Genomic DNA, 20002 nt, shown 5'->3' on the forward strand with positions numbered 1-20002 from the left:
TACTTCTCTACTATATATATTAGACAGCTTCTTGATTTCTCCTTTACTAACGGAAAAAAGCCCTTGACGAAAGGGCTTTTCTTTTACGGTCTTAACAAAATTTTACCTGTACTTTTTCGGCTTTCAAGAAGCTCATGTGCTTTCGCTCCGTCTTTTAAGTCAAATACCACAGGATCGGTTAGCACAAGCTGACCTTTACTGATCCACTCAAACAGCTGCTGTGAGCGTACTTTGCGTTCTTCATAAGATACAAGCACGTTCCACAGATCTCCGCCTGTAAGCGTTTTAGAGGTATCCATCAGCATACGTGGGTCGACCGGAGCCGGATCGCCTCCTGCCATTCCGTAAAATACCACGGTTCCGCCTGTTTTTACGGCTTCAAAGCTTTTTTCTAGCGTAACTCCTACAGATTCGTAGGCAACATCTGCGCCTCGCTTCGTTACTTCTTTCACTTGTTCCACCCAGTTATCTTCGTATAAAAAGACATAGTCAGCCCCTGCTTGAGCCGCTGCTTTTGCTTTTTCAGAAGATGACGTTAAGCCAATAACCTGTCCGCCTAATAGCTTGGCAATTTGAACTAAAAGCTGCCCTACGCCTCCAGCAGCTGCGTGAACAAGCACATAATCGCCCGGCTGAATGCTGTAGCTGTCTTGTGTTAAATAGTGGGCCGTTAACCCTTGCAAAAGCACAGAAGCAGCTGCATCAAAGGAAATATCGTCAGGTACAGCAATTATTTTATCCTGTGGCACGGCAACAAGCTCTGCATTTGCAAAAGGAACGTCAGCAAAAGCAATGCGGTCTCCTACGTTAACGTGACTTACTTCTGCTCCTACTTCTTCTACCACACCTGCTCCTTCATATCCTAAAATATACGGAGGTGTACCCGTTAAGTGGTAGTTCCCTTTTCTTCGGTACACATCCGCAAAATTAAGTCCAATTGCTTTTGTTCTTACTAGTACGTCTGTTGGACCAATAGAGGGATTCGGTATATCTTGATAGTGAAGAACGTCAGGTCCTCCAAATCTTTCAAATACTAATGCTTTCATAGATAAGTTACCTCGTTTTCTTTATGTATTCCCTTTCATCGTAATTCAAAGAGATACCAAACACAAGTTTCTGACTCAGGGAAAAAACGCTTTGTCTCCTCATGAGACAAAGCGTTTTTTTAATTTGTTTGTGCTACGGTTTCTCTCATCGTTCCATTTTTTTGATAAGACGTATGAAAAGAAAAGGCTTTTTCAAGAACGTGCGGTGTTTGGCCGCCTCGCGTGAGCGCTTCTTCGTAATACGCCATAAGCTGGTCGCGGTACATTGGATGTGCACAATTTTCAATAATGCGCTTTGCTCGTTCTCTTGGAGCAAGTCCGCGTAAGTCTGCATATCCTTGCTCTGTTACAATGACATCCACATCGTGTTCCGAATGATCAACGTGCGAAACAAACGGCACTATGCTTGAAATATCACCGTTTTTAGCAATGGATTTTGTTACAAAAATACCAAGGCGCGCATTTCGGGCAAAATCCCCTGAGCCTCCGATTCCGTTCATCATTTTTGTTCCCATCACATGCGTGGAATTGACGTTTCCGTAAATGTCTAGCTCTAGTGCAGTGTTAATAGAAATCAGCCCTAAACGACGAATGATCTCGGGATGGTTGGAAATTTCCTGCGGACGAAGAATAAGTTTATCTCGATAGGCTTCAAAATTAGAGAAAACTTGTTTCATTTTATCCGCTGAAAGCGTAATTGAGCAGCAAGAAGCAAACGTAACTTTTCCTGCATCAAATAAATCAAACACGGCGTCTTGCAATACTTCTGAATACACTTCTAAATCATGAAACTCCGAATCTAACAAACCGTGGAAAACGGCATTTGCCACGGATCCAATTCCAGATTGTAAAGGGGCAAGCGATTCAGTTAATCGCCCTTCTTTAATTTCTTGACGTAAAAATGAAATCAAATTTTGAGCCATCACAACCGTTTCTTCGTCAGGTGCTACAATTGTAGACGGTGAATCTAGCTGATTTGTAAATACAATACCCTTTACTTTATCTAAATCAATTGGTATGCCTAACGAACCAATACGATCATCGGATTTTTTCAAAGGAATTGCATCTCGCTTTCCTTGAGCGCCCGGATCATACAGATCGTGAATACCTTCTAACAGCTCTGGCTGCGCTGTGTTTATTTCAATAATAATTGATTTTGCATGCTCGGCAAACACCATTGAATTGCCGATTGACGTTGTTGGAATCATCATTCCGTCATCTGTGATAGAAACCGCTTCCAAAATAGCGAAATCTATTGAATCTAACACGCCTGAACGCACCCATTCAGAAGTATGCGATAAATGCTGGTCAATAAACTGAAATTCACCTTCATTAATTTTTTTACGCATCGTCGGATCCGCTTGAAACGGCAGGCGTTTGTTTAACATGCCTTTTTCTGCAAATAGCTTATCCACATCTGACCCAAGTGAAGCACCGGTATACACGCTGACTTTTATTGCCTCAGTTTCCGCTCGTTTCGCTAGCGCAAACGGCACAGCTTTGACATCGCCCGCGCGTGTAAAACCGCTTAGACCAAGCGTCATTCCATCTTGAATCCAAGACGCTGCTTCTTCAGCAGAGACAACGCGATTCTGTAATGCTTCATGCTTAATTCGATTACGTACGTTTTCCATTCTCTTCACTCCTTGTTTTTGCTCTTTTTACCATTTTACTGTAAAGAAAGCGTCCACAAGAGTTTTTGGAATGAAATGGACAAAAATAGCGACAAAACAGCATATTTGATGATAATGAAGCTAAATGACGGTTAAAACCCAAGCAGCTTTCGAAAATAACTGGCGTACGACTGACTGACCGGAATTTTTTCTCCATTGTTCATCACTAATAAAAAAGTCGAATGTGTATCAGGGTAAATTTCTTGAATTTGTGTCACATTGACGATAAAGGAACGATGACAGCGCACAAACTCTTCTTTTGGAAGCACATAATCAAATTCATTTAACGTGTATTTATGCGTACCCGTATACTTCTGTGCGTACACATAGGTTTTTCGGTCACGCGCTTCTACGTAGATGATTTTTGAGAAAGGAACCGGTATCCATCCTTCGTTCACCTTTAACGTCACAACTGACTTTCCGCTCGTTAACGCAGGAAAAATCGCCGTTACGCATCCTTGAACATCTCCTTCATCTAAAAAAGGCACGGCCATGCCGTAGTAAGGTGTGCCGAACACGTCTCGGTGAATAAATTCCGATACTTTTTGCTTTCGTTCTAATGCTTTATATGTAATCGTTCCTTTTTTTATTTGATCTCCAGGGCTGATTTTCAAATTAATTCGTTTGCTTGCTCGGTAATACACGTACGTTTCTAGATCTGAAACGGCAATCGACGCTTCATCGGAGAACAATTCACTGATAACATCTAGTAGGGCTGAGGCTTTAAATGGTTTCATCTTTTCACCTTCTTTTGTCTAGTTAAACACGTTGCTTCTTTATTGTAGCGCAAAAGCAAAAGCGATTGGGAGACAAGCATGGAATTTATCCTTTTAACTGCATAAAATTTCTATTTTTTCACAACATAAAACAATGAAATGAAGGAAGGGTGAAATGTATGGGCTATGCTGAATCGACGTTTCGAATCGCCTGTTCATTTTTTGTGCTGCTTCTTTTAACGCGGCTCATGGGAAAAACAGAAATCAGCCAGTTAAATGTATTTACATTTATTACGGCAATTACGATTGGTAATATCGCTTCTTCCCTCTCCACCGATGAGCGAGTGGAGATTGATAAAGGGGTTTATTCACTGCTAGGTTGGACATTTTTAACAATCGCTATGGGCTATATTGGAATGAAATCGAAAAAAGCACGGCATCTTATTACCGGTGAGCCTAAAATTGTGATTAAGCAAGGAAAAGTGATGGAAAAGGCGTTAAAACAAGTGCGGCTAGATATTGAATCTCTTTTAGGCATGCTGAGGCAGCAAAACGTATTTTCCATAAAAGATGTCGAATACGCCATATTAGAAATCAATGGAAATCTTTCCGTTATGCAAAAACAAGATAAAAAGCCAAACGCGTGGTCAAAAACGCTTTTATTTCCCACTTCAACCGGCGTTATTTACGACGGAAAAGCGAATGAAGATGCGTTGAAGGACCTGCATGTAGATAACAACTGGCTGCATAAGCAGCTCGAAAAAGCGGGAGTCAACTCAGTTGATGACGTCTTTTATGCTGAGGTTCAGTCGGACGGATCGCTTTATATTGACTATAAAAAAGATAAATTTAACTCATAAAAAAAATCCGTACCATATAAGGCACGGATTTTTTATTAGCTTGCTTTTTTTACACGATTTGTAATGGTATCTTCTTTTGGTGATGTTTTGCGAATAAAGAAGGCTAAAACAAACGCGATCACACTTAAAATCGTTGCGATCATAAACGCATCGTTAATACCCATTGCTGTACCTTGATTCACAGCTTCAGCCATACTGCCTTTATCTGTCGGCAAAATTTGCTGATTCGTTACGATGTTTTTCACGTGTTTTTCACCTTGATTCATCATAATGGATACAAAGAACGCCATTCCTACAGCTCCAGCAACCATTCGAAGCGTATTAACCATTGCCGTGCCGTATTTATTTAGACTAAGCGCAAGCTCATTTAATCCTGCTGTAAAGATCGGCATCATGAGCAGTGACATCCCAAACATACGAACAGTATAGACAATCATCACATACATAAATGTTGTGGTTGTTTCAAGTTTTGTTAATTCATATGTTGTCACAACGGTAATCGCTAAACCAATAACAGCAAGCCATCTTGCGCCGAACTTATCAAACAGTCTTCCTGTAATAGGAGACATAATCCCCATTACAATTCCCCCTGGCAGTAACAGCAAGCCTGAAAGAAACGGTGAAAAGCCGCGTACGTTTTGCATATAAATCGGCATTAAAATCATACCTGAAAACATTGCCATCGTCACAATTACGTTAATAATTGTTGTCAGCGTGAACATGCGGTAACGGAAAATACGGAATTCAAGAAGCGGCTGATCAATTTTTAACTGACGGAAAATAAAGAACAGAATCGAAATACCGCCTACAATAAACATGGCTAACACTTCGGTGCTGGTCCACCCCTTTGTACCGCCCGTAGCGAACGCATACAGTAAGCCGCCAAATCCAATTGTTGATAAAATAACGCCAAGCACGTCTAGCTTAGGTCGGCTTGTTTCCGTAACGTTTTTCACTAAAATAATTGCCGCAATTACGTTAATAAGTGCAATTGGAAACATCATAAAAAATAAAACGCGCCATGAGTAGTGCTCAACGATTAAACCAGAAAGCGTCGGACCTACTGCCGGTGCGAAGTTCATCGCTACTCCAAAAATCCCCATCGCAAAACCGCGTCGGTCAGGCGGGAATAACGTAAAAATAACGTTTGTAATTAACGGAAATAAAATTCCTGCTCCTGCTGCTTGCACGACGCGTCCCACTAAAATAACAGAAAATGTCGGTGCGATACCGCAAAGGAGTGTTCCTACTGTAAACAGACCCATTGCTGTAATATACAGCTGCCTTGTCGTAAATCGATTCATTAAAAATGCTGTAATTGGAATAACAATTCCGTTTACTAACATAAAGATAGTTGTTAACCAGTTCCCCGTAGCCGCCGTTACATGGAAATGATCCATCATTTGCGGAAGCGCAATGTTAATCAGCGTTTGATTTAAAAAAGCGACGAGCGCTCCCATTATCATTACGCCAAAAATAGACCGAGTTCGGGCTTGATCGGACTGTTGTGTTTGTGTATTCATTTTAACAAGACCTTTCCCTTTTAAAATTATCTGTATGTAAATCTTCAGATGACAAACAGGTTAAGAATATAGTTTATGTGTTCATTCTATTAATTTATGTCACGAATATTTAATGAACTTAATTATATACCGGATAAATATATCCGTTTCCGAAATATTTGTCAACAAATATGATCATTTTCGTAAAACTTTTCCATCAGTATATATAAAGTAGGATGCCCTTTAATGAAGAAAAAAATGAGAGCCTTTCAACGAAGGCTCTCATTTCTTTAAGGAATACTTATTTTAAGATTTGAACTTTCACTGTTTTTCTTCCCCATTTTAACGCTTCTTTTTGAGAAGGAAGAAGAACATCAATTTTATTTCCTTTAATCGCACCGCCTGTATCAGCTGCGATTGCCGTGCCATAACCTTCTACGTATACTTTTGAACCAAGCTTAATCACTTTTGGATCGACAGAAATCACTTTTTGATTTGGATTCTTTTTCAAATCGATTCCAATCGCCGTTTTTCCGCTGCAGCCTTTGCAGTTCGCTGTGTACGCTGTTGCTGTTACTTTAAATTCTTTCACAACGTTTGAAGACTTCGCAGGCGCTGCTTTAGCAGGCGTGCTTGATTTTACTTGTGATACTTTTAATACTTGTTTCGGATGAATGCTGTCTGACTTTAAGTTATTCCACTGTTTCAGCTGACTAACCGATACTTTGTATGTCTTTGCAATTTTGTATAGCGAATCTCCGCTTTTTACTGTATATGTATTTGTTGCAGCTGATGCACCACTTGCCACTCCGAACAGTGACATTAGAACTAAACTGAACGTAATCATTGTCTTTTTCATGTAATTGATTTCCCCTTTATCTACCAATACATAAAAAATAACACATGAATATTACAGTTATATTTCAATAACATGTCAATAGTTTGATAGTTTAGTTACAGTAAAAATAAATATTCTTCCTTTTAAACTAGTAAATTAATCACCTTAACATTTTAAAAACATACATATTTAGGCATATAACGGTGCTTTTACACACATTGATATTAGATTATTTCATTTGTAACATTTAACTGGTTCTAGAGGCTTATACTTTATTTTAAATTGGTTATTTAGAACATAGTTTATTTAAAATTAATAAATGCGTTAAAGGATCTTAATATAAATCACTTTTTACACCGCAGTTGATTTCCGTGCAAGACGTCGCTTTCCGCGGATGGCCGATGAGCCTCCACGTCGCTTGCGCTCCTGCGGGGTCTCATCTATTCCACTATTTCTACAGGAGTCTTCGTCTTGCTCTCCAATCAACTGCTAGAAGCGTATACATATATCAACCGCCATAACAATAAAAAATCCGAACGCGTTGGATTCTCCATCAAGAATCTCAATTCATCGTTCGGATTTCTCTTCAACTAAAATGCTTTTATCATAGCCTTTTTATTTGAAATTAAAATACCTGCAATACTTGTTAATACGGCTGCCACTGAAGCATTTTAGCTGCCTCAAACCTTTTTTCTACATTTGGCCAGTAAACGATTTTCCACCAATTATCAACGTACGGATCACGTTCATTTTTGTACTGCAAATAATAAGCGTGTTCCCATACGTCTAATACAAGAAGCGGAATGGTATCCCACTGCGTAAGAAGCTGATGGCGCTCCGCTTGCAAGACTTCAAGCTTTCGCGAACGCGGCGACCATACTAAGATAGCCCAGCCCACACCTTCTACTTTTTTTGCGGCTTGAGAAAAGTGCATCACAAATTTCTCATAGCTGCCAAAGTCTTTTTGAAGCTGCTGCAGCAGCTGGCGCCTCGGCCTTCCTCCTCCTTCTGGACTCATGATTTCCCAAAAGATTGTATGCAGATAATGACCGGAGCCATGAAAAGAAGCTTCCCGTTCCCAATGTTTTATGAGGTCAAAATTGTTTGTGTTACGGGCTTGCTGCAGCATGAGCTCTGCTTTATTTAATCCATCGACATAGCTTTGGTGATGCTTGCTGTGATGAAGGCGCATAATTTCCCGGTTAATATACGGCTCAAGAGCTGAGTAACTATAACCAAGTGGCGGCAGCTCATGCTGCCCCGGCGCTATCGATTCCCTCTCCCTGCCGTCGTCTCCAAGCCGCTCTTTTAAGATTTTATCAATGTGCCGTACCGCATTATTGATTTCTTCTAACGTATATTCGTTCACATCTTCTTCACTTAAATATTCAAGAACGTCTTCTTGCGTGCGCGTGATATATGACGTTATATCTACTTCTGTAAAGGCTTCTTCAAATACAGGATCACATACTTGTTCAAGCCAGGTCTGAACTTCCATCAAGTATCTTTTTCTCTCATCTTGATCGGCCATACTTCCCCTCCTTACACCTCATCTTCACTATCATATTCAAAAGAAAAAGCAACATAACTTCCTACTTGTATCTATTGAGTTAGAAAATTCGACATAAAAAAGCAAGAGCTCCTTAAAGGATAAACTCTTGCCTTTTTTCTTATATCTTCTTCGCCATATTCACATAATCAATCGTTTCTTGCTTACTAACAGCTGCGTGCTTCAGCTTTGGGTCATAATAGAGCTCCACTTTTATATTATTGATTTCACAGTCGTCTGGCATGTCCTGCAAATCCGTTAAAAACGGCAGCAAGTGATTGTTCATATCGTATTCAAACGCCCCGTTTTGCAAGTAATACACCTTTGGCACATAGTTAATATGGCGAAAAAACTTCACTACGTTAATTCGCTCACCGTATGAGGCGATCACTTCATCTTCTGTCAAGTTCGGATAAGATAAATTAAACACTTGCCGAACCGGCGTTTTCAGCCACTTGGTCAAGCAAGTCTGCGGATTATTGACAAGCGCTTTTGCTCCTTTTACGTACCCCGCTAAAAACATTGACATAAAGCCGCCGCCCGAAGATCCGTAAAATAGCACATTAGACGAACTCACCTGTACTTTTTTCATGAACTTTTCAATTAAAACCGCAATGTCTTTTAAATAAAAACGGTCGCTTGTCCCTTGCCCCCACGCAAGCGACACCTTTCCTAAATAAAGCGTAGGATCGTTATAATAAATAATTGAATCTTGGAATTCATTCATCCACGAATGGCGCTGAAAATATGGAGGACCTGCCGGCATTTCTTGACTTGCTCCTCCTCCTGAACCAAACACAAGCAAATGAGAAGACTCTTTTTTTAATCTCACCAAAAACTCAAACAGCACTCCGTTCCACTCGACTCCTACTAAAATGGGCTTATCAAACGGCAGCTGAAGTTCATCCAGCTTTTCATACGTACTATTTATCTTTTCATATTGATCAAGCAACAGCTCTGCAACTCACTTTCCTTAAAATGATCCGTCTTATGCGTCTGACATTGATCATGGCTCTGTAAAAAAAGAACCTGTTACAGTGTATGAAAATCAGTGGACAAATGTTTGTACACGTTATCAAAAATAGGCCTTACCTACATATCCTCCTAGGCTTCTGTCACGAAATAAAACTCTCTACATACGATACAGCATCATAAAAAATTCAAGGATAGGAGCTGGAGACCCTTGTCAACGCCCTATATGGATTACAATAATCCAAACGTACAATACTTTTCTGATGTGAACAAAAACAGACTTAATACGCGAAACGATCAAAATTACATTAACCGATTGGGCCGGGATGTGCTCAACACATTAGGAAATGTATCATTACTTGATATTTACTTAAGCAAAAGCCGTGTAGTCGAACCGCACTATCACCAAAATGCCGCTGAGCTTGTCTACTGCATTTCAGGCTCAGCCGTCGTTTCATTAATCAATCCGTTTAACAACGAAGTCACAAATATTCCGATTACTCCCGGTCAAGTAGCCAATATCCCTCAAGGCTGGTGGCACTGGGAAATTGCGTCTGAAGACAATACGCATTTACTTGCCATTTTTGACGCCCCTTACCCGGAATACATTTTTGGATCTGATATTTTAAATAAAACGCCTATTGAAGTGCTTGCTCACACGTACTGCTTAGATCCGGAGCAGCTAAAGAAAACGCTGGCTCCGCTAAAAAATCAAACCATCGTGATTGGACCAACGGACGAATGCGGAGAAAAAGAACACTATAAAAAGAAAAAACAAGTAGGCCCTGTACACCACCAGCAGCCTACTTATACGTATCCTCCGCCTCAAAATCCTTATTACTCTCCTCAAAATCCCTATCACTATCGATATTGGTAGAGACAAAAAAACCCCGCTGCCAGTGCAACGGGGTTTTTTAACGAATACATAACGTTATTAATCTGTATATGTACTGTGAAAAGCGGCTTCAATATATGCAACTTGGAAATGATAATGTCCAATTAAATATTTCACAATATCCACTTGATCGATTTTGCCAGGCTTATCGACCATCGCTTCTTTCACCATTTTTTCAAATGTACCTTGATCAAATTGTTCTTCATGAATAACAATTGTCTCAGAGTACGTTTCATTTTGTCCTTCTGAAATGCGGTAATAATACAATTTTTTCACCTCAATTTATCTTAAATACATGTATACCCCTAACTAATAACATTCAAACATTTTTTCAACGTTCTTTTTCCGCTTTACGATAGGCTGCGGCTTTTGCTTTTACAAGCAGCCTTGTAAACCAATACGCTACTAACGTTATCCCTATATCAATCAGAAAAATATAGAACAAGCTCATTCCTTTTCCTGAATCAATAAATTTAAAATGGTGTTCAAGGGGCGCCAGTCCAAATGAAAAAACAGCGCTCAGCAGAATCGTATACAGATAAAAATTCTTTTGGTGATTCGTACAATATTGATAAAGCAGCAGAAAGCCTACCGGCAAAATAGAAGCGGTAATATTCGTTGCGTTTGGAAGCAGCGGCGTTAAAAAAAACGTGTGCGTTAAATGACCGCTTCTCCCAAGTGCAATATCAATATATGCCCAGAGCATGTGCACTGTGTAACCGAAGAAAAACACCTCAAAGATCCTCGTCCGATCTACGGTAAAATACAACAACACAAGAGGAAGAACGAGCGAAGCAACCACCACCCAAAACTGCCAGTTTCCGAAATCTGAGTACTGATGCCAATACGACGATAATAACTCCTGGAGCTTATCGCTTTGTTCATGTATGTTTCCCCAGTATTGTTTATAACTCACTGAAGCACCCTCCTATATAGAATCTCTGCTTATGTATGTACGAATAAGCTCCATTTTATACAGAGAAACATGAAAAGCGGCCATTTATTGCTTGTGATTACCCAAATTGGTCACCGGGAGTTCACGTTCAATTACTTCTTCCTCTTTTCGATCAACAGCGTACGCTTTTGCTGTTGCCCTTGAGCTAACTGACGTGGATAGCTTCTCATCTTTAAAATGCAGCGCGACTCCGTCATCTACAGCGTAGCCTTCTTTCATTTCCCCGCTTGCCATTAACTCATGATACGAAGGTCTTCGATTGCTTTCTCCGTCGTAGTGAGGACAGTTGCTTCCCGTTAAAAATCCTAAACAGTCGATTTTAGACAGTTTATTGTTCATTGAATCGGTGACGCCTTCTTCAAACCAGCAAATCGAACCTGCGCTTATTCCCGCTAAGATCACTCCTTTTTCATAAGCCTCTTTTAAAATCGTATCCAGTTCCCATTCTTTCCATAAAGAAAGCATATTCCTTGTATTAACGCCGCCTACATACAAAATATCGTGCTGCAGCACATATGCTTTTAAATCTATAAAGTTTGGTGAAAACAGCGATAAATGAGACGGTGTACATACCAACTTCTCAAACGCTTCATAAAACCTTTCTATATAATTATCGGCATCTCCGCTGGCTGTAGGGATAAAACAGATTTTCGGCACATCTATATGAGCTTGTGAAAGTATGTATTGATCCAGAAGCAAGTTATCCGGCTCCATCGAAAAACCTCCGCCGCCCATGGCTATAATTTGTCTCATTTCAATTCTTCCTTTCAAAAAAGTGATATAGAAAATGTAAATTCATACTATTTCAAACAAGAAGTTTTCCGTATAATGGAAGAGTAAAAAAGGTGGTGCAAAGCTTTTGAAAATAGTACGAACACTTTTACTAATACTAGGTATTTTTATTATCTTGTTTTGTATCTTTGGCTATATCGATTATAACGGTCAAAAAATGGATTTAGGAGCCAAACAAGAAAAAAACATCCCATCTTCCATAAGCATTGACGGGAGAACTATTACGCTATCTGCTGTAAGCGAAAAGTACGATAAAACGCAGTTTGGCTTTTTTGTTATTCAAAACAATTCGACGCATACCTTAACGATTCCTTATGAAAATACGGCGGATCACTTAAAAGACGGAAAGTGGTACGAAGTTGTGCTAAACGGATTGGAGTTTCCTGATAAAACTGTCACGCTGAAGCCAGGGAAATCACTCAAATTAGATATCGCAACTCCTAACTACAAAGTAGGAAAATATCGTTTTGTTCAACACTTTAAAGATGAAAACGGAAAAGAGTATGTACTAGCGGCTCCTTTTGAAATCGTTTGGCCGAGTCTTAAAAATGTTCTCGGACAGTTTGATTAAAGGTAAAAAAGCACTTACCTGCTATGAGGTAAGTGCTTTTTATCAGCTCTGATTTAAAACGCTAAGCGTAACTTGCTTTGTTCCGACTTTTACCGTCTCTCCGTTTTCGGTAGCTTCTGTCACATGAAGACTGTGTAGCAAAAGATTTTCTTGAAGCAGCGTTTCAAACTTCTCGACAGCTTTCTGCACTTCTTCGTCTCCGCTAAGCTCCAAATCGATACGTAAATTCACGGGTAAATCCAGCTTTTTACGATAGTCTTGAACCGCTCGAATTACTTCACGAGCGACTCCTTCCTGCACAAGTTCTTCGGTTAACGCCGTATCCAACACCGCAGTATACATGCCGTTTGAAGCAACCGCAAAACCTTCTTTTGGCACTTTTTCAACAAGTACGTCTGCCGTTTCAAGCGTTAGGTTTTCTCCTGAAGCAAGCGTAACACTTAGCTTGCCTTGTTCAACAAACTCTTTTCCTTTCTCTTCTGAAAGGTTTTTCAGCGCTTGGTTGACCTCATTAACTTGTTTCCCGAACTTTGGTCCAGCCTGTTTAAAATCAAGTTTTAATACGTATGAAACAAGTTTGTCGTCGTCTTGCTCCACGTTAAAGTTCTTTACATTAAGCTCATCTTTGATGACATCACGATATGCTTTCCACTCTACATCTTCTTCCGTTACCACAAGCGAAAGACTTTGCAGAGGCTGCTTTACTTTTAACGAATGCGTATTTCGGATGCTTCGGCCTAGTTCCACCACTTGAAGCACCGCTGCCATTTCTTTTTCCAGCTTTTCATTCACTTTGGTTTGATCACACACAGGATAGTCTGCCAAATGAACGCTTTTTCCTGTCAGATTTTCATGAATATCATCCGCAACAAACGGCGTAAACGGCGCTAACAGCTGACTAAGCGTGACTAACACTTTATGAAGCGTATCGTAAGCCGCTGCTTTTTCGCCGTCCATCCCTTCTGACCAAAAACGATCGCGAGAACGTCGTACATACCAGTTGCTTAGCTCTTCAATGAATGCTGCGATTTCACGAGCGGCATTTGTAAATCCGTAATCTTCAAGATGTGCTGTTGCTCGCTTAACCGTACTATGCAAACGCGAAAGAATCCATTCATCCAATTTTGTTTTTTTCAATTCATACGTTTGCTCAGGGTCATAGCCGTCAAGCTTGGCGTACAGAACGTAAAAGCCGTACACGTTCACAAGCGTATCAATAACTTTTGATTTCGCTTCTTGCACGACCCGCTCTGAAAACTTCTTCGGATTCCAAGGTGCACTGTCTGCTAAAAGCGCCCATCTAAGCGCATCCGCACCAAATGTATGAATAAGATCAACAGGGTCTAGCGCATTTCCTTTACTTTTAGACATCTTTTGACCGTTTTCATCTAACACGTGGCCAAGAGACAAAACGCGCTTATAAGGCGCTTTTCCAGTAAACAGCGTTGAAACTGCCATCAAGCTGTAAAACCAGCCGCGCGTTTGATCAATTCCTTCTGCGATAACGTCTGCCGGGAACTGCTTTTGAAACAGTTCGCTGTTTTCAAACGGATAGTGATACTGCGCAAACGGCATCGATCCGCTGTCAAACCAAACGTCAATCACTTCCGGCGTTCGCTTCATTTCTCCGCTGCAGACCGGACACGTCAGCCGCACGTCATCTACATAAGGCTTATGAAGTTCAATGCTGTCATCAACGGAATGAGACGCATGATTTTGAAGCTCTTTGATACTTTTCGGAGCTACTTGATGCGCACATTCCCCGCATTCCCATACGTTCAGCGGCGTTCCCCAGTAGCGCTTTCTGCTGATGTTCCAGTCCACCATATTTTCTAAAAAGTTGCCAAAGCGACCGTGCTTGATATGATTCGGGTACCACGTCACGCTTTCATTGTTTTTCAAAAACTGTTCCTTCAACGCCGTCGTTTGGATAAACCAGCTTTCATTTGCGTAATAAAGAAGCGGCGAGTCGCATCGCCAGCAAAACGGATAGCTGTGCTCATGCTTTTCTTTATGATACAGCACGCCTTCATTTGCTAAATGACGAACGATATCAACGTCGCAGTCTTTCACGAAACGTCCTTGAAAAGGCGGCACTTCAGACGTGTACTGTCCTTTTTCATCCACTACGTTCACAAACGAAAAGCCGTTTTCTTTTACGACTCTGTAATCATCTTCACCATATGCAGGTGCTAAATGAACAACACCCGTTCCGCTTTGATCCGTTACGTAATCAGCCGTTACGACTTCATGCCCTTTTTCCACTTTCACAAAATCAAACGGCGGCTCATATGACATCCCTTTTAACTCATTTCCTTTATGATGAGATAAAACCGTATACTCTCCTTTTAACACTTTGTCTGCAAGTGCTTCTGCCACTATATACACGCTGTCGCCTTGCTCAGCGCGAACGTAGTTCATCTCTTCATGCACCGCAAGCGCCACGTTTGACGGAAGCGTCCAAGGCGTTGTCGTCCACCCTAAAAAATACTCATTATCGCGGTTTTTCACTTTAAATTTCACCGTTACCGTTAAATCTTTTACATCTTTATACCCTTGCGCTACTTCATGCGAACTTAGCGACGTTTGACAGCTCGGGCAGTAAGGTGATACGCGGTGGCCTTTATAAAGAAGTCCTTTGTGATGAATCGTGCCAAGCACGTTCCATACGCTTTCAATGTAGGAATTCTCTAAGGTGATGTAAGGGTCTTCCATATCAACCCAATAGCCAAGCTGCTCCGTGAACGTGCGCCATTGTTTTTCATACACAAACACACTTTCCTTACACTTGTTGATAAAAGCTTCTACGCCGTATTTTTCAATGTCATGCTTCCCCGATATCCCGAGCTGCTTTTCGACACCGAGCTCTACCGGCAGTCCGTGCGTATCCCAGCCTGCTTTTCGGATCACTTGATGCCCTGTCATCGTTTTATAACGAGCCACCACGTCTTTAATCGTCCGGCCTAGCGCATGCCCCACGTGAGGCAAACCGTTGGCTGTTGGAGGCCCTTCATAAAATACAAACGAAGGATGCCCTTCTCGATTTTGAACCGACTGCTGAAACACATTTCCTTTTTGCCACTGCTGCTGGATACGCTGTTCGCGCTCTTGCGAAGACTCCCTTACATTCACTTCTTTCATGTGATACCACTCCTTTTAAAGTTAAAAGCACACAAAGAAACCCGTCCCTATGACTAGGGACGGGTTTTAACCGCGGTACCACCCTGGCTTCTATTGATCCGTTCATCAATAGCACTCAGCAACGTACAATCATACGCGTTCTTTTTAACGGTAGACTACCGTTCAAACTTACTTATCGTTCAGTTTGACTTCTCAGAGAGGATATTCCCCTGCAGCTTGAACACTGGCTTTCAGCTATCACCAGCTCTCTGTGGAACAAACTTGCAGCGTACTGATTCTCTTCAACGAATTTGTGTGCTTTTATTAGTAGTTATTTTATGCGCTTTGGAAGGGAATGTCAATGTTTTAAAATCCTTATTGAAATCCAAAGGTTTAGATCTAAGTTATTTTGTTTCTGCACTTAACATTTGATCGATTTTATTACGCGCTGTTATCCCGTTCTTATCTTTCCATTCAGAAGTTCCACTGCTTCTTCGCTGTGTCACAAACACTGCCGCAGCTGAGATAGAAGAAAAAATTTGATCTTGTACCAGCATGTATCTACCATCTTTTATTTCTAGTACACCGTTTTCTAGAAAAGTATTAATATGGTCTTGCTGCCTTTTAAGTTTAGCTCCTTCTAGCTGTTGTTCGCTCGCAAGCAAAGCTCCTTTATAGACAAGAAATCCATCGCTAACATATTTCCCGGTCGCATACGCATCTCGGCGCTTACAATATAGAACGTCCTCTACTATTACTGATTTTATATCTTTTGACAAATGTGTCTCAACTTGAACAACCTCTTCTATCGCTTGCTCTGCTTCAATCTTTGGTATGTCACCAGACTGTACAGCTTCGCTTTCATATTCTATTCCATTTGAAGCATCCGCAAAAATGGAAAAGCCTAACCCACCAAGTAAAACTTTAATAACATTAAAAATATCTGTCAGGTCGTCTCGTCTAAATTCACGCACAAACGGTTTTGTGGGAACGGTTTGATTAATATCATATGTACCAGAGCGCATGGCTGCTAGATAAGAAATATGTTCTAAGTATTTTACATCAACTTTATCTAATTGATCTTGAGAAGCATTAGAGACAATTAACACGGCCACATCCCAAAAACTTTTACCTGTTGATGGACTAGCATGCTGTCTTAAACGTTCATATCCCACTTCTGCCTCTCCAATATATGCCTCTTTATCTTCTCCAAATAAAAAATAAATGCCGGGCTTTTCTACTTCGCTTTCACCCTTTAAATCTTTCAAACTATTTCTGGGAATGAATACAGCCTGTATCGTTGTATTCGGCACCTCAAATACTTTAATCCCATTTGGATCTTCATCGTAAAACCAAGTCTGTATTCGTTTCGCACCGCTTTTTCGTAGCATCTTTCTTCCTCCGTCTATATCTTCTTGAACGTATTTTAACTGACATTACAATATGTAAATCACTTCCTAATTATAGACGCAGCAATCTATCATTCACAAAAATTAATTTATATCACCTGCTTGATATCTAGCAGGTCCCCTAAATACTTCTCTAACATGCCACCCAAGAAAATCTTCACTCGGCTGATACGCCGGATGAATAGGATCTCTAAGCTTTTGCCCGTGAAACTTCATAAGCCATTCTTCAAATCCATTCGTCCCGTGCGCTTGAGTTGCCACTAACAGCTCATTATGATCTGAAAAAGTAAAAACTCCTCGATCAAATAATTTATGATGCATTGAACATAACGCGATTCCGTTACTTTCAATATCTGGCCCTCCCGCTTGATGCCACTTAATATGAGCGGCCTCTACACCAACTAAATTATGTCCAAGACGAACGTTAAACCCACAAACAGCGCAGCTATATCCGTAAGCTTGCAGAATTTTCTCTCGAAACTTTGGATCTCTTCTTCGCTTTAACTGTGTTTCAAAATCCAAGCCTACGGCTCTTAATATATCTTCATGGATCGTATCCGGAAAATGTTCATTTAATAAAAATTGCGCGACGTCTTGAAGCAGCGTAGGATCATTTGCAAAAAGGTTATAAACATCCTGTCTAAAACCGCCTACTATATTTGTACTTAGTAAATATTTATCTGTAAAGCTACGCTTATCCACTGCTTCGCTTAGCTCCCATATTCCATCTCCTGTCAAACGAACAAAAGGATGCTCTGGATGGTAGGAACTCCGAGAAGGTCCAAACTCCATAAGCAGCTCTTTTAAAGGGATTTTCACCTCCCTATACGGCAGGTGCATTCGTTGCTTGGCCTGTAGCTGACCTAGGGCATACAGTATCAACAATGGTTTGTGCGGAGCTCGTTGATCCCTTTTTTTCCAGATGTTTAAGTTCTTTATTTTTTGTAGTACTTCTTCTCTGTTCATAAGCTTGCTTTAACTCCCATCTATAAAACTATTTAAAACCTTAGAGCTAAGACCGTTTTTGAAAAAGTATTAATAAATGTAAGTATAATAGCTAATTCTATTATATGACAGCATTAGATGGGCCAGTGAACTTTATTTACAGACGCGTTTACAAAACTCTACTTTAAGCTTTCTTACCCAAATTATTTTGTTCAAAGTATTCTTTTTTCATATCTTTTCTGCTTTTAAAACTTACTCGTCCTGTGCCTTTAATACATACGTTATATTAATCCTCTCATAAAGAAAAAAGCTCTCCAAGAAACATATAGGAGAGCTTTTAAAGGTTGCATACATTTTTTATCGTTGGGATTCTCTATATCCAGCTGCTTGTGCATCCGCTTCTGAACAAAACCAAACAATGTTATCTTGAGTTCTGTCATAATAAGCTCCGCCAGGTACGTGGTAAATTTTCGAGTTTTTGTTACCTTTGATTTGACCCGAACAAGACATATTAGACTGTTGATCATCACTCGGATCATTTTCAAATGGCTTATAATTTCCACTGCTGCTAGTAGAACTGCTTGTTGTAGCCTGTTGACTAGCTGCTTGTTGTTGAGCTTTACGCTCTGCTTCTTCTTTTGCCGCTTGCTCCTGAGCTTTTTGTTCTGCCTTTTCTTTTGCTGCTTGTTCTTCAGCTTTTTGTTTTGCTTCTTCTTTTGCTGCTTGCTCCTGAGCTTTTTGTTCTGCCTTTTCTTTTGCTGCTTGCTCTTCAGCTTTTTGTTTTGCTTCTTCTTTTGCCGCTTGCTCCTCAGCTTTTCGTTTTGCTTCTTCTTTTGCCGCTTGCTCCTCAGCTTTTTGTCTTTTCTCTTCTTTTACTGCTTTATCACTATCATTCTTTTCAACTTTTTGCTTGCTGCTATCAGCAACATCTTTTTTAGATGCAACAGTGACGCTGTTTTGCGAAGAACTTACTTGAGTTGAAGCAGGAGTAGATGTTGATTCTTCATCACTAAAGATTCCAACAATAAATAAACAACTAAGAATTAAATATAGATAAGAAAATAATACACGTTTTCTTGTTTTGACTTTAAATTTAGGCAATACCCATTTTGGCTTTATTAATCCAACAAGGAAACCTATGATGCTTAGAAGGAAAAGGAATAAAGATAGTCCCGTAATAAAATTATGAGTAGATGCTGGTAACAAAGCATTTAAAATAAATAAAAGAATTAATGTATAAACAGTCGAAGCCATAAACATTTTCCAAGTTGTCTGTGAACGATATCCTAATACCTTAGTCCAGACAGGTCTTTTTACTACGTTAACTTCCATAGAAGAGTGGTTACGAATAACTTGCTCTACTTCCTTTCCTTTTACCTCTATTGTAATATCCCTATTTTCACCATGACCTACAAATGTAAATACTGATTTTGCAATGCTATGGTCAATTGTAACGCTAGAGAAATCAGCCCATTCATACCGCTCAATTAACATTAAATTCTGTTCAGCGTTGTTGTTAAATTCATAAAAATTCATACCTTTATCGTCTACTGACGAGTAGCATAGATTTGAACTTTTTTTCCTGTAATTAGCTTTTGATACTAGCAACAGCTTATTTTGACTATTTGTATAATCGTTCTCTATATAAGCTTTTGCAATTGCTTCATTGGATTCTTTTTGGTTCTTATACCTTGTCTTAGACATTTTGACCTTTCCCTCACTCTTTCTTGATTCCTTACACTAATAATAGGTAAGTTAGTGTGAACCTACTAATACTCGATTCATATGCAACTAATCTATCTTACAATAAAATGTTGTATAAACGGGCACTATATTTCCTTTAATTTCTTTAAAAGGGCTATTTTAGATTTGGCCTGCACTTATAAAGGGAGCGAAAAGATTAAAAGAAGGAACGAAATGTTATGAGTATAATATTTTCAGCTTCATCTCCATTTTCATACTCTTTCTTGTTCTTATTTTTGTAATTAAGCAAGGAAATGTTCCTTATTAACAACATCTACTCAAATAAAACCATCGGCTAAGATTTAGCCGATGGTTTGGTTCGTTAGAGTCTTTATTTATTTCTAAGAATGTTCATCTGCATAACCTGGCTTCTAAAGGAGGGGTAAAAGAGATACTCATACCTCTGCAACACATCA

Annotated in this window: 18 protein-coding genes and 1 other annotated feature; of the genes, 3 read left to right on the forward strand and 15 right to left on the reverse strand. The window is 39.9% G+C overall.

Annotated elements, in window-relative coordinates:
- Window positions 1-83: 83 nt before the first annotated feature.
- The 3 genes from CEQ83_RS13400 to CEQ83_RS13410 all read right to left on the reverse strand — a co-directional run bounded on the left by CEQ83_RS13400 (window position 84) and on the right by CEQ83_RS13410 (window position 3456).
- Window positions 84-1046, reverse strand: a complete 963-nt coding sequence (locus CEQ83_RS13400) for a quinone oxidoreductase family protein (RefSeq protein ID WP_014459740.1) — start codon at window positions 1044-1046, stop codon at window positions 84-86.
- A gap of 119 nt (window positions 1047-1165) precedes the next feature.
- Window positions 1166-2680, reverse strand: coding sequence for a succinyl-CoA:acetate CoA-transferase ScpC (locus CEQ83_RS13405; protein WP_154990546.1), 1515 nt, complete (start codon window positions 2678-2680; stop codon window positions 1166-1168).
- Window positions 2681-2811: 131 nt separating this feature from the next.
- Window positions 2812-3456, reverse strand: coding sequence for a LytTR family DNA-binding domain-containing protein (locus CEQ83_RS13410; RefSeq protein WP_014459738.1), 645 nt, complete (start codon window positions 3454-3456; stop codon window positions 2812-2814).
- Between the two features lie 158 nt (window positions 3457-3614).
- Between CEQ83_RS13410 and CEQ83_RS13415 the strand changes: the two genes are divergently transcribed.
- Window positions 3615-4295, forward strand: a complete 681-nt coding sequence (locus CEQ83_RS13415) for a YetF domain-containing protein (protein ID WP_028413038.1) — start codon at window positions 3615-3617, stop codon at window positions 4293-4295.
- 35 nt (window positions 4296-4330) lie between these two features.
- Here the strand turns inward: CEQ83_RS13415 and CEQ83_RS13420 are convergent, their stop codons facing one another.
- From CEQ83_RS13420 to CEQ83_RS13435, 5 genes are all read right to left on the reverse strand, one after another.
- Window positions 4331-5818: a DHA2 family efflux MFS transporter permease subunit gene (locus tag CEQ83_RS13420; RefSeq protein WP_028413037.1), complete on the reverse strand. Its 1488-nt coding sequence runs from the start codon at window positions 5816-5818 to the stop codon at window positions 4331-4333.
- Between the two features lie 280 nt (window positions 5819-6098).
- Entirely contained in the window at window positions 6099-6656 is a 558-nt protein-coding gene (locus CEQ83_RS13425; protein WP_014459735.1) for a 3D domain-containing protein, read from the reverse strand.
- A gap of 330 nt (window positions 6657-6986) precedes the next feature.
- Window positions 6987-7121, reverse strand: a complete 135-nt coding sequence (locus CEQ83_RS27600) for a hypothetical protein (RefSeq protein ID WP_265589651.1) — start codon at window positions 7119-7121, stop codon at window positions 6987-6989.
- 160 nt (window positions 7122-7281) lie between these two features.
- Window positions 7282-8166 (reverse strand): superoxide dismutase, encoded by an 885-nt coding sequence (locus CEQ83_RS13430; protein WP_099331087.1) that lies wholly within the window; start codon window positions 8164-8166, stop codon window positions 7282-7284.
- Between the two features lie 139 nt (window positions 8167-8305).
- Entirely contained in the window at window positions 8306-9136 is an 831-nt protein-coding gene (locus CEQ83_RS13435; protein WP_154990542.1) for a glycosyl transferase family 2, read from the reverse strand.
- Between the two features lie 231 nt (window positions 9137-9367).
- Here CEQ83_RS13435 and CEQ83_RS13440 point away from each other — a divergent pair, with 231 nt between their 5' ends.
- The gene (locus tag CEQ83_RS13440) at window positions 9368-10033 is read left to right on the forward strand and encodes a cupin domain-containing protein (RefSeq protein WP_098999540.1); all 666 of its coding nucleotides are present in this window, start codon (window positions 9368-9370) and stop codon (window positions 10031-10033) included.
- 57 nt (window positions 10034-10090) lie between these two features.
- On the opposite strand, the gene CEQ83_RS13445 is transcribed toward CEQ83_RS13440, so the two are convergent.
- From CEQ83_RS13445 to CEQ83_RS13455, 3 genes are all read right to left on the reverse strand, one after another.
- Window positions 10091-10327, reverse strand: coding sequence for a hypothetical protein (locus tag CEQ83_RS13445; RefSeq protein ID WP_228123005.1), 237 nt, complete (start codon window positions 10325-10327; stop codon window positions 10091-10093).
- A 55-nt stretch (window positions 10328-10382) separates the two neighbouring features.
- Complete coding sequence (locus CEQ83_RS13450) at window positions 10383-10967, reverse strand: hypothetical protein (RefSeq protein ID WP_154990540.1); 585 nt, start codon at window positions 10965-10967, stop codon at window positions 10383-10385.
- An 84-nt stretch (window positions 10968-11051) separates the two neighbouring features.
- Complete coding sequence (locus tag CEQ83_RS13455; RefSeq protein WP_155017303.1) at window positions 11052-11759, reverse strand: Type 1 glutamine amidotransferase-like domain-containing protein; 708 nt, start codon at window positions 11757-11759, stop codon at window positions 11052-11054.
- A gap of 106 nt (window positions 11760-11865) precedes the next feature.
- Here CEQ83_RS13455 and CEQ83_RS13460 point away from each other — a divergent pair, with 106 nt between their 5' ends.
- Entirely contained in the window at window positions 11866-12369 is a 504-nt protein-coding gene (locus CEQ83_RS13460) for an immunoglobulin-like domain-containing protein (RefSeq protein WP_098999537.1), read from the forward strand.
- A gap of 42 nt (window positions 12370-12411) precedes the next feature.
- Here CEQ83_RS13460 and ileS read toward each other — a convergent pair whose 3' ends face one another.
- From ileS to CEQ83_RS13480, 4 genes are all read right to left on the reverse strand, one after another.
- Window positions 12412-15510 (reverse strand): isoleucine--tRNA ligase, encoded by a 3099-nt coding sequence (gene ileS / locus CEQ83_RS13465; protein ID WP_155017304.1) that lies wholly within the window; start codon window positions 15508-15510, stop codon window positions 12412-12414.
- 52 nt (window positions 15511-15562) lie between these two features.
- Window positions 15563-15804 (reverse strand) — a binding site (T-box leader).
- 89 nt (window positions 15805-15893) lie between these two features.
- Window positions 15894-16880, reverse strand: coding sequence for a GIY-YIG nuclease family protein (locus CEQ83_RS13470; RefSeq protein ID WP_155017305.1), 987 nt, complete (start codon window positions 16878-16880; stop codon window positions 15894-15896).
- 102 nt (window positions 16881-16982) lie between these two features.
- On the reverse strand, window positions 16983-17864 hold the full coding sequence (locus tag CEQ83_RS13475) for a phosphorothioated DNA-binding restriction endonuclease (RefSeq protein ID WP_014459724.1): 882 nt from the start codon (window positions 17862-17864) through the stop codon (window positions 16983-16985).
- A 336-nt stretch (window positions 17865-18200) separates the two neighbouring features.
- A complete protein-coding gene (locus CEQ83_RS13480) occupies window positions 18201-19547 on the reverse strand; it encodes a sunset domain-containing protein (protein ID WP_226313299.1) in 1347 nt (448 codons plus the stop codon).
- Window positions 19548-20002: the final 455 nt, after the last annotated feature.

The organism is Priestia megaterium, from assembly GCF_009497655.1.
Lineage (GTDB): Bacteria > Bacillota > Bacilli > Bacillales > Bacillaceae_H > Priestia > Priestia zanthoxyli.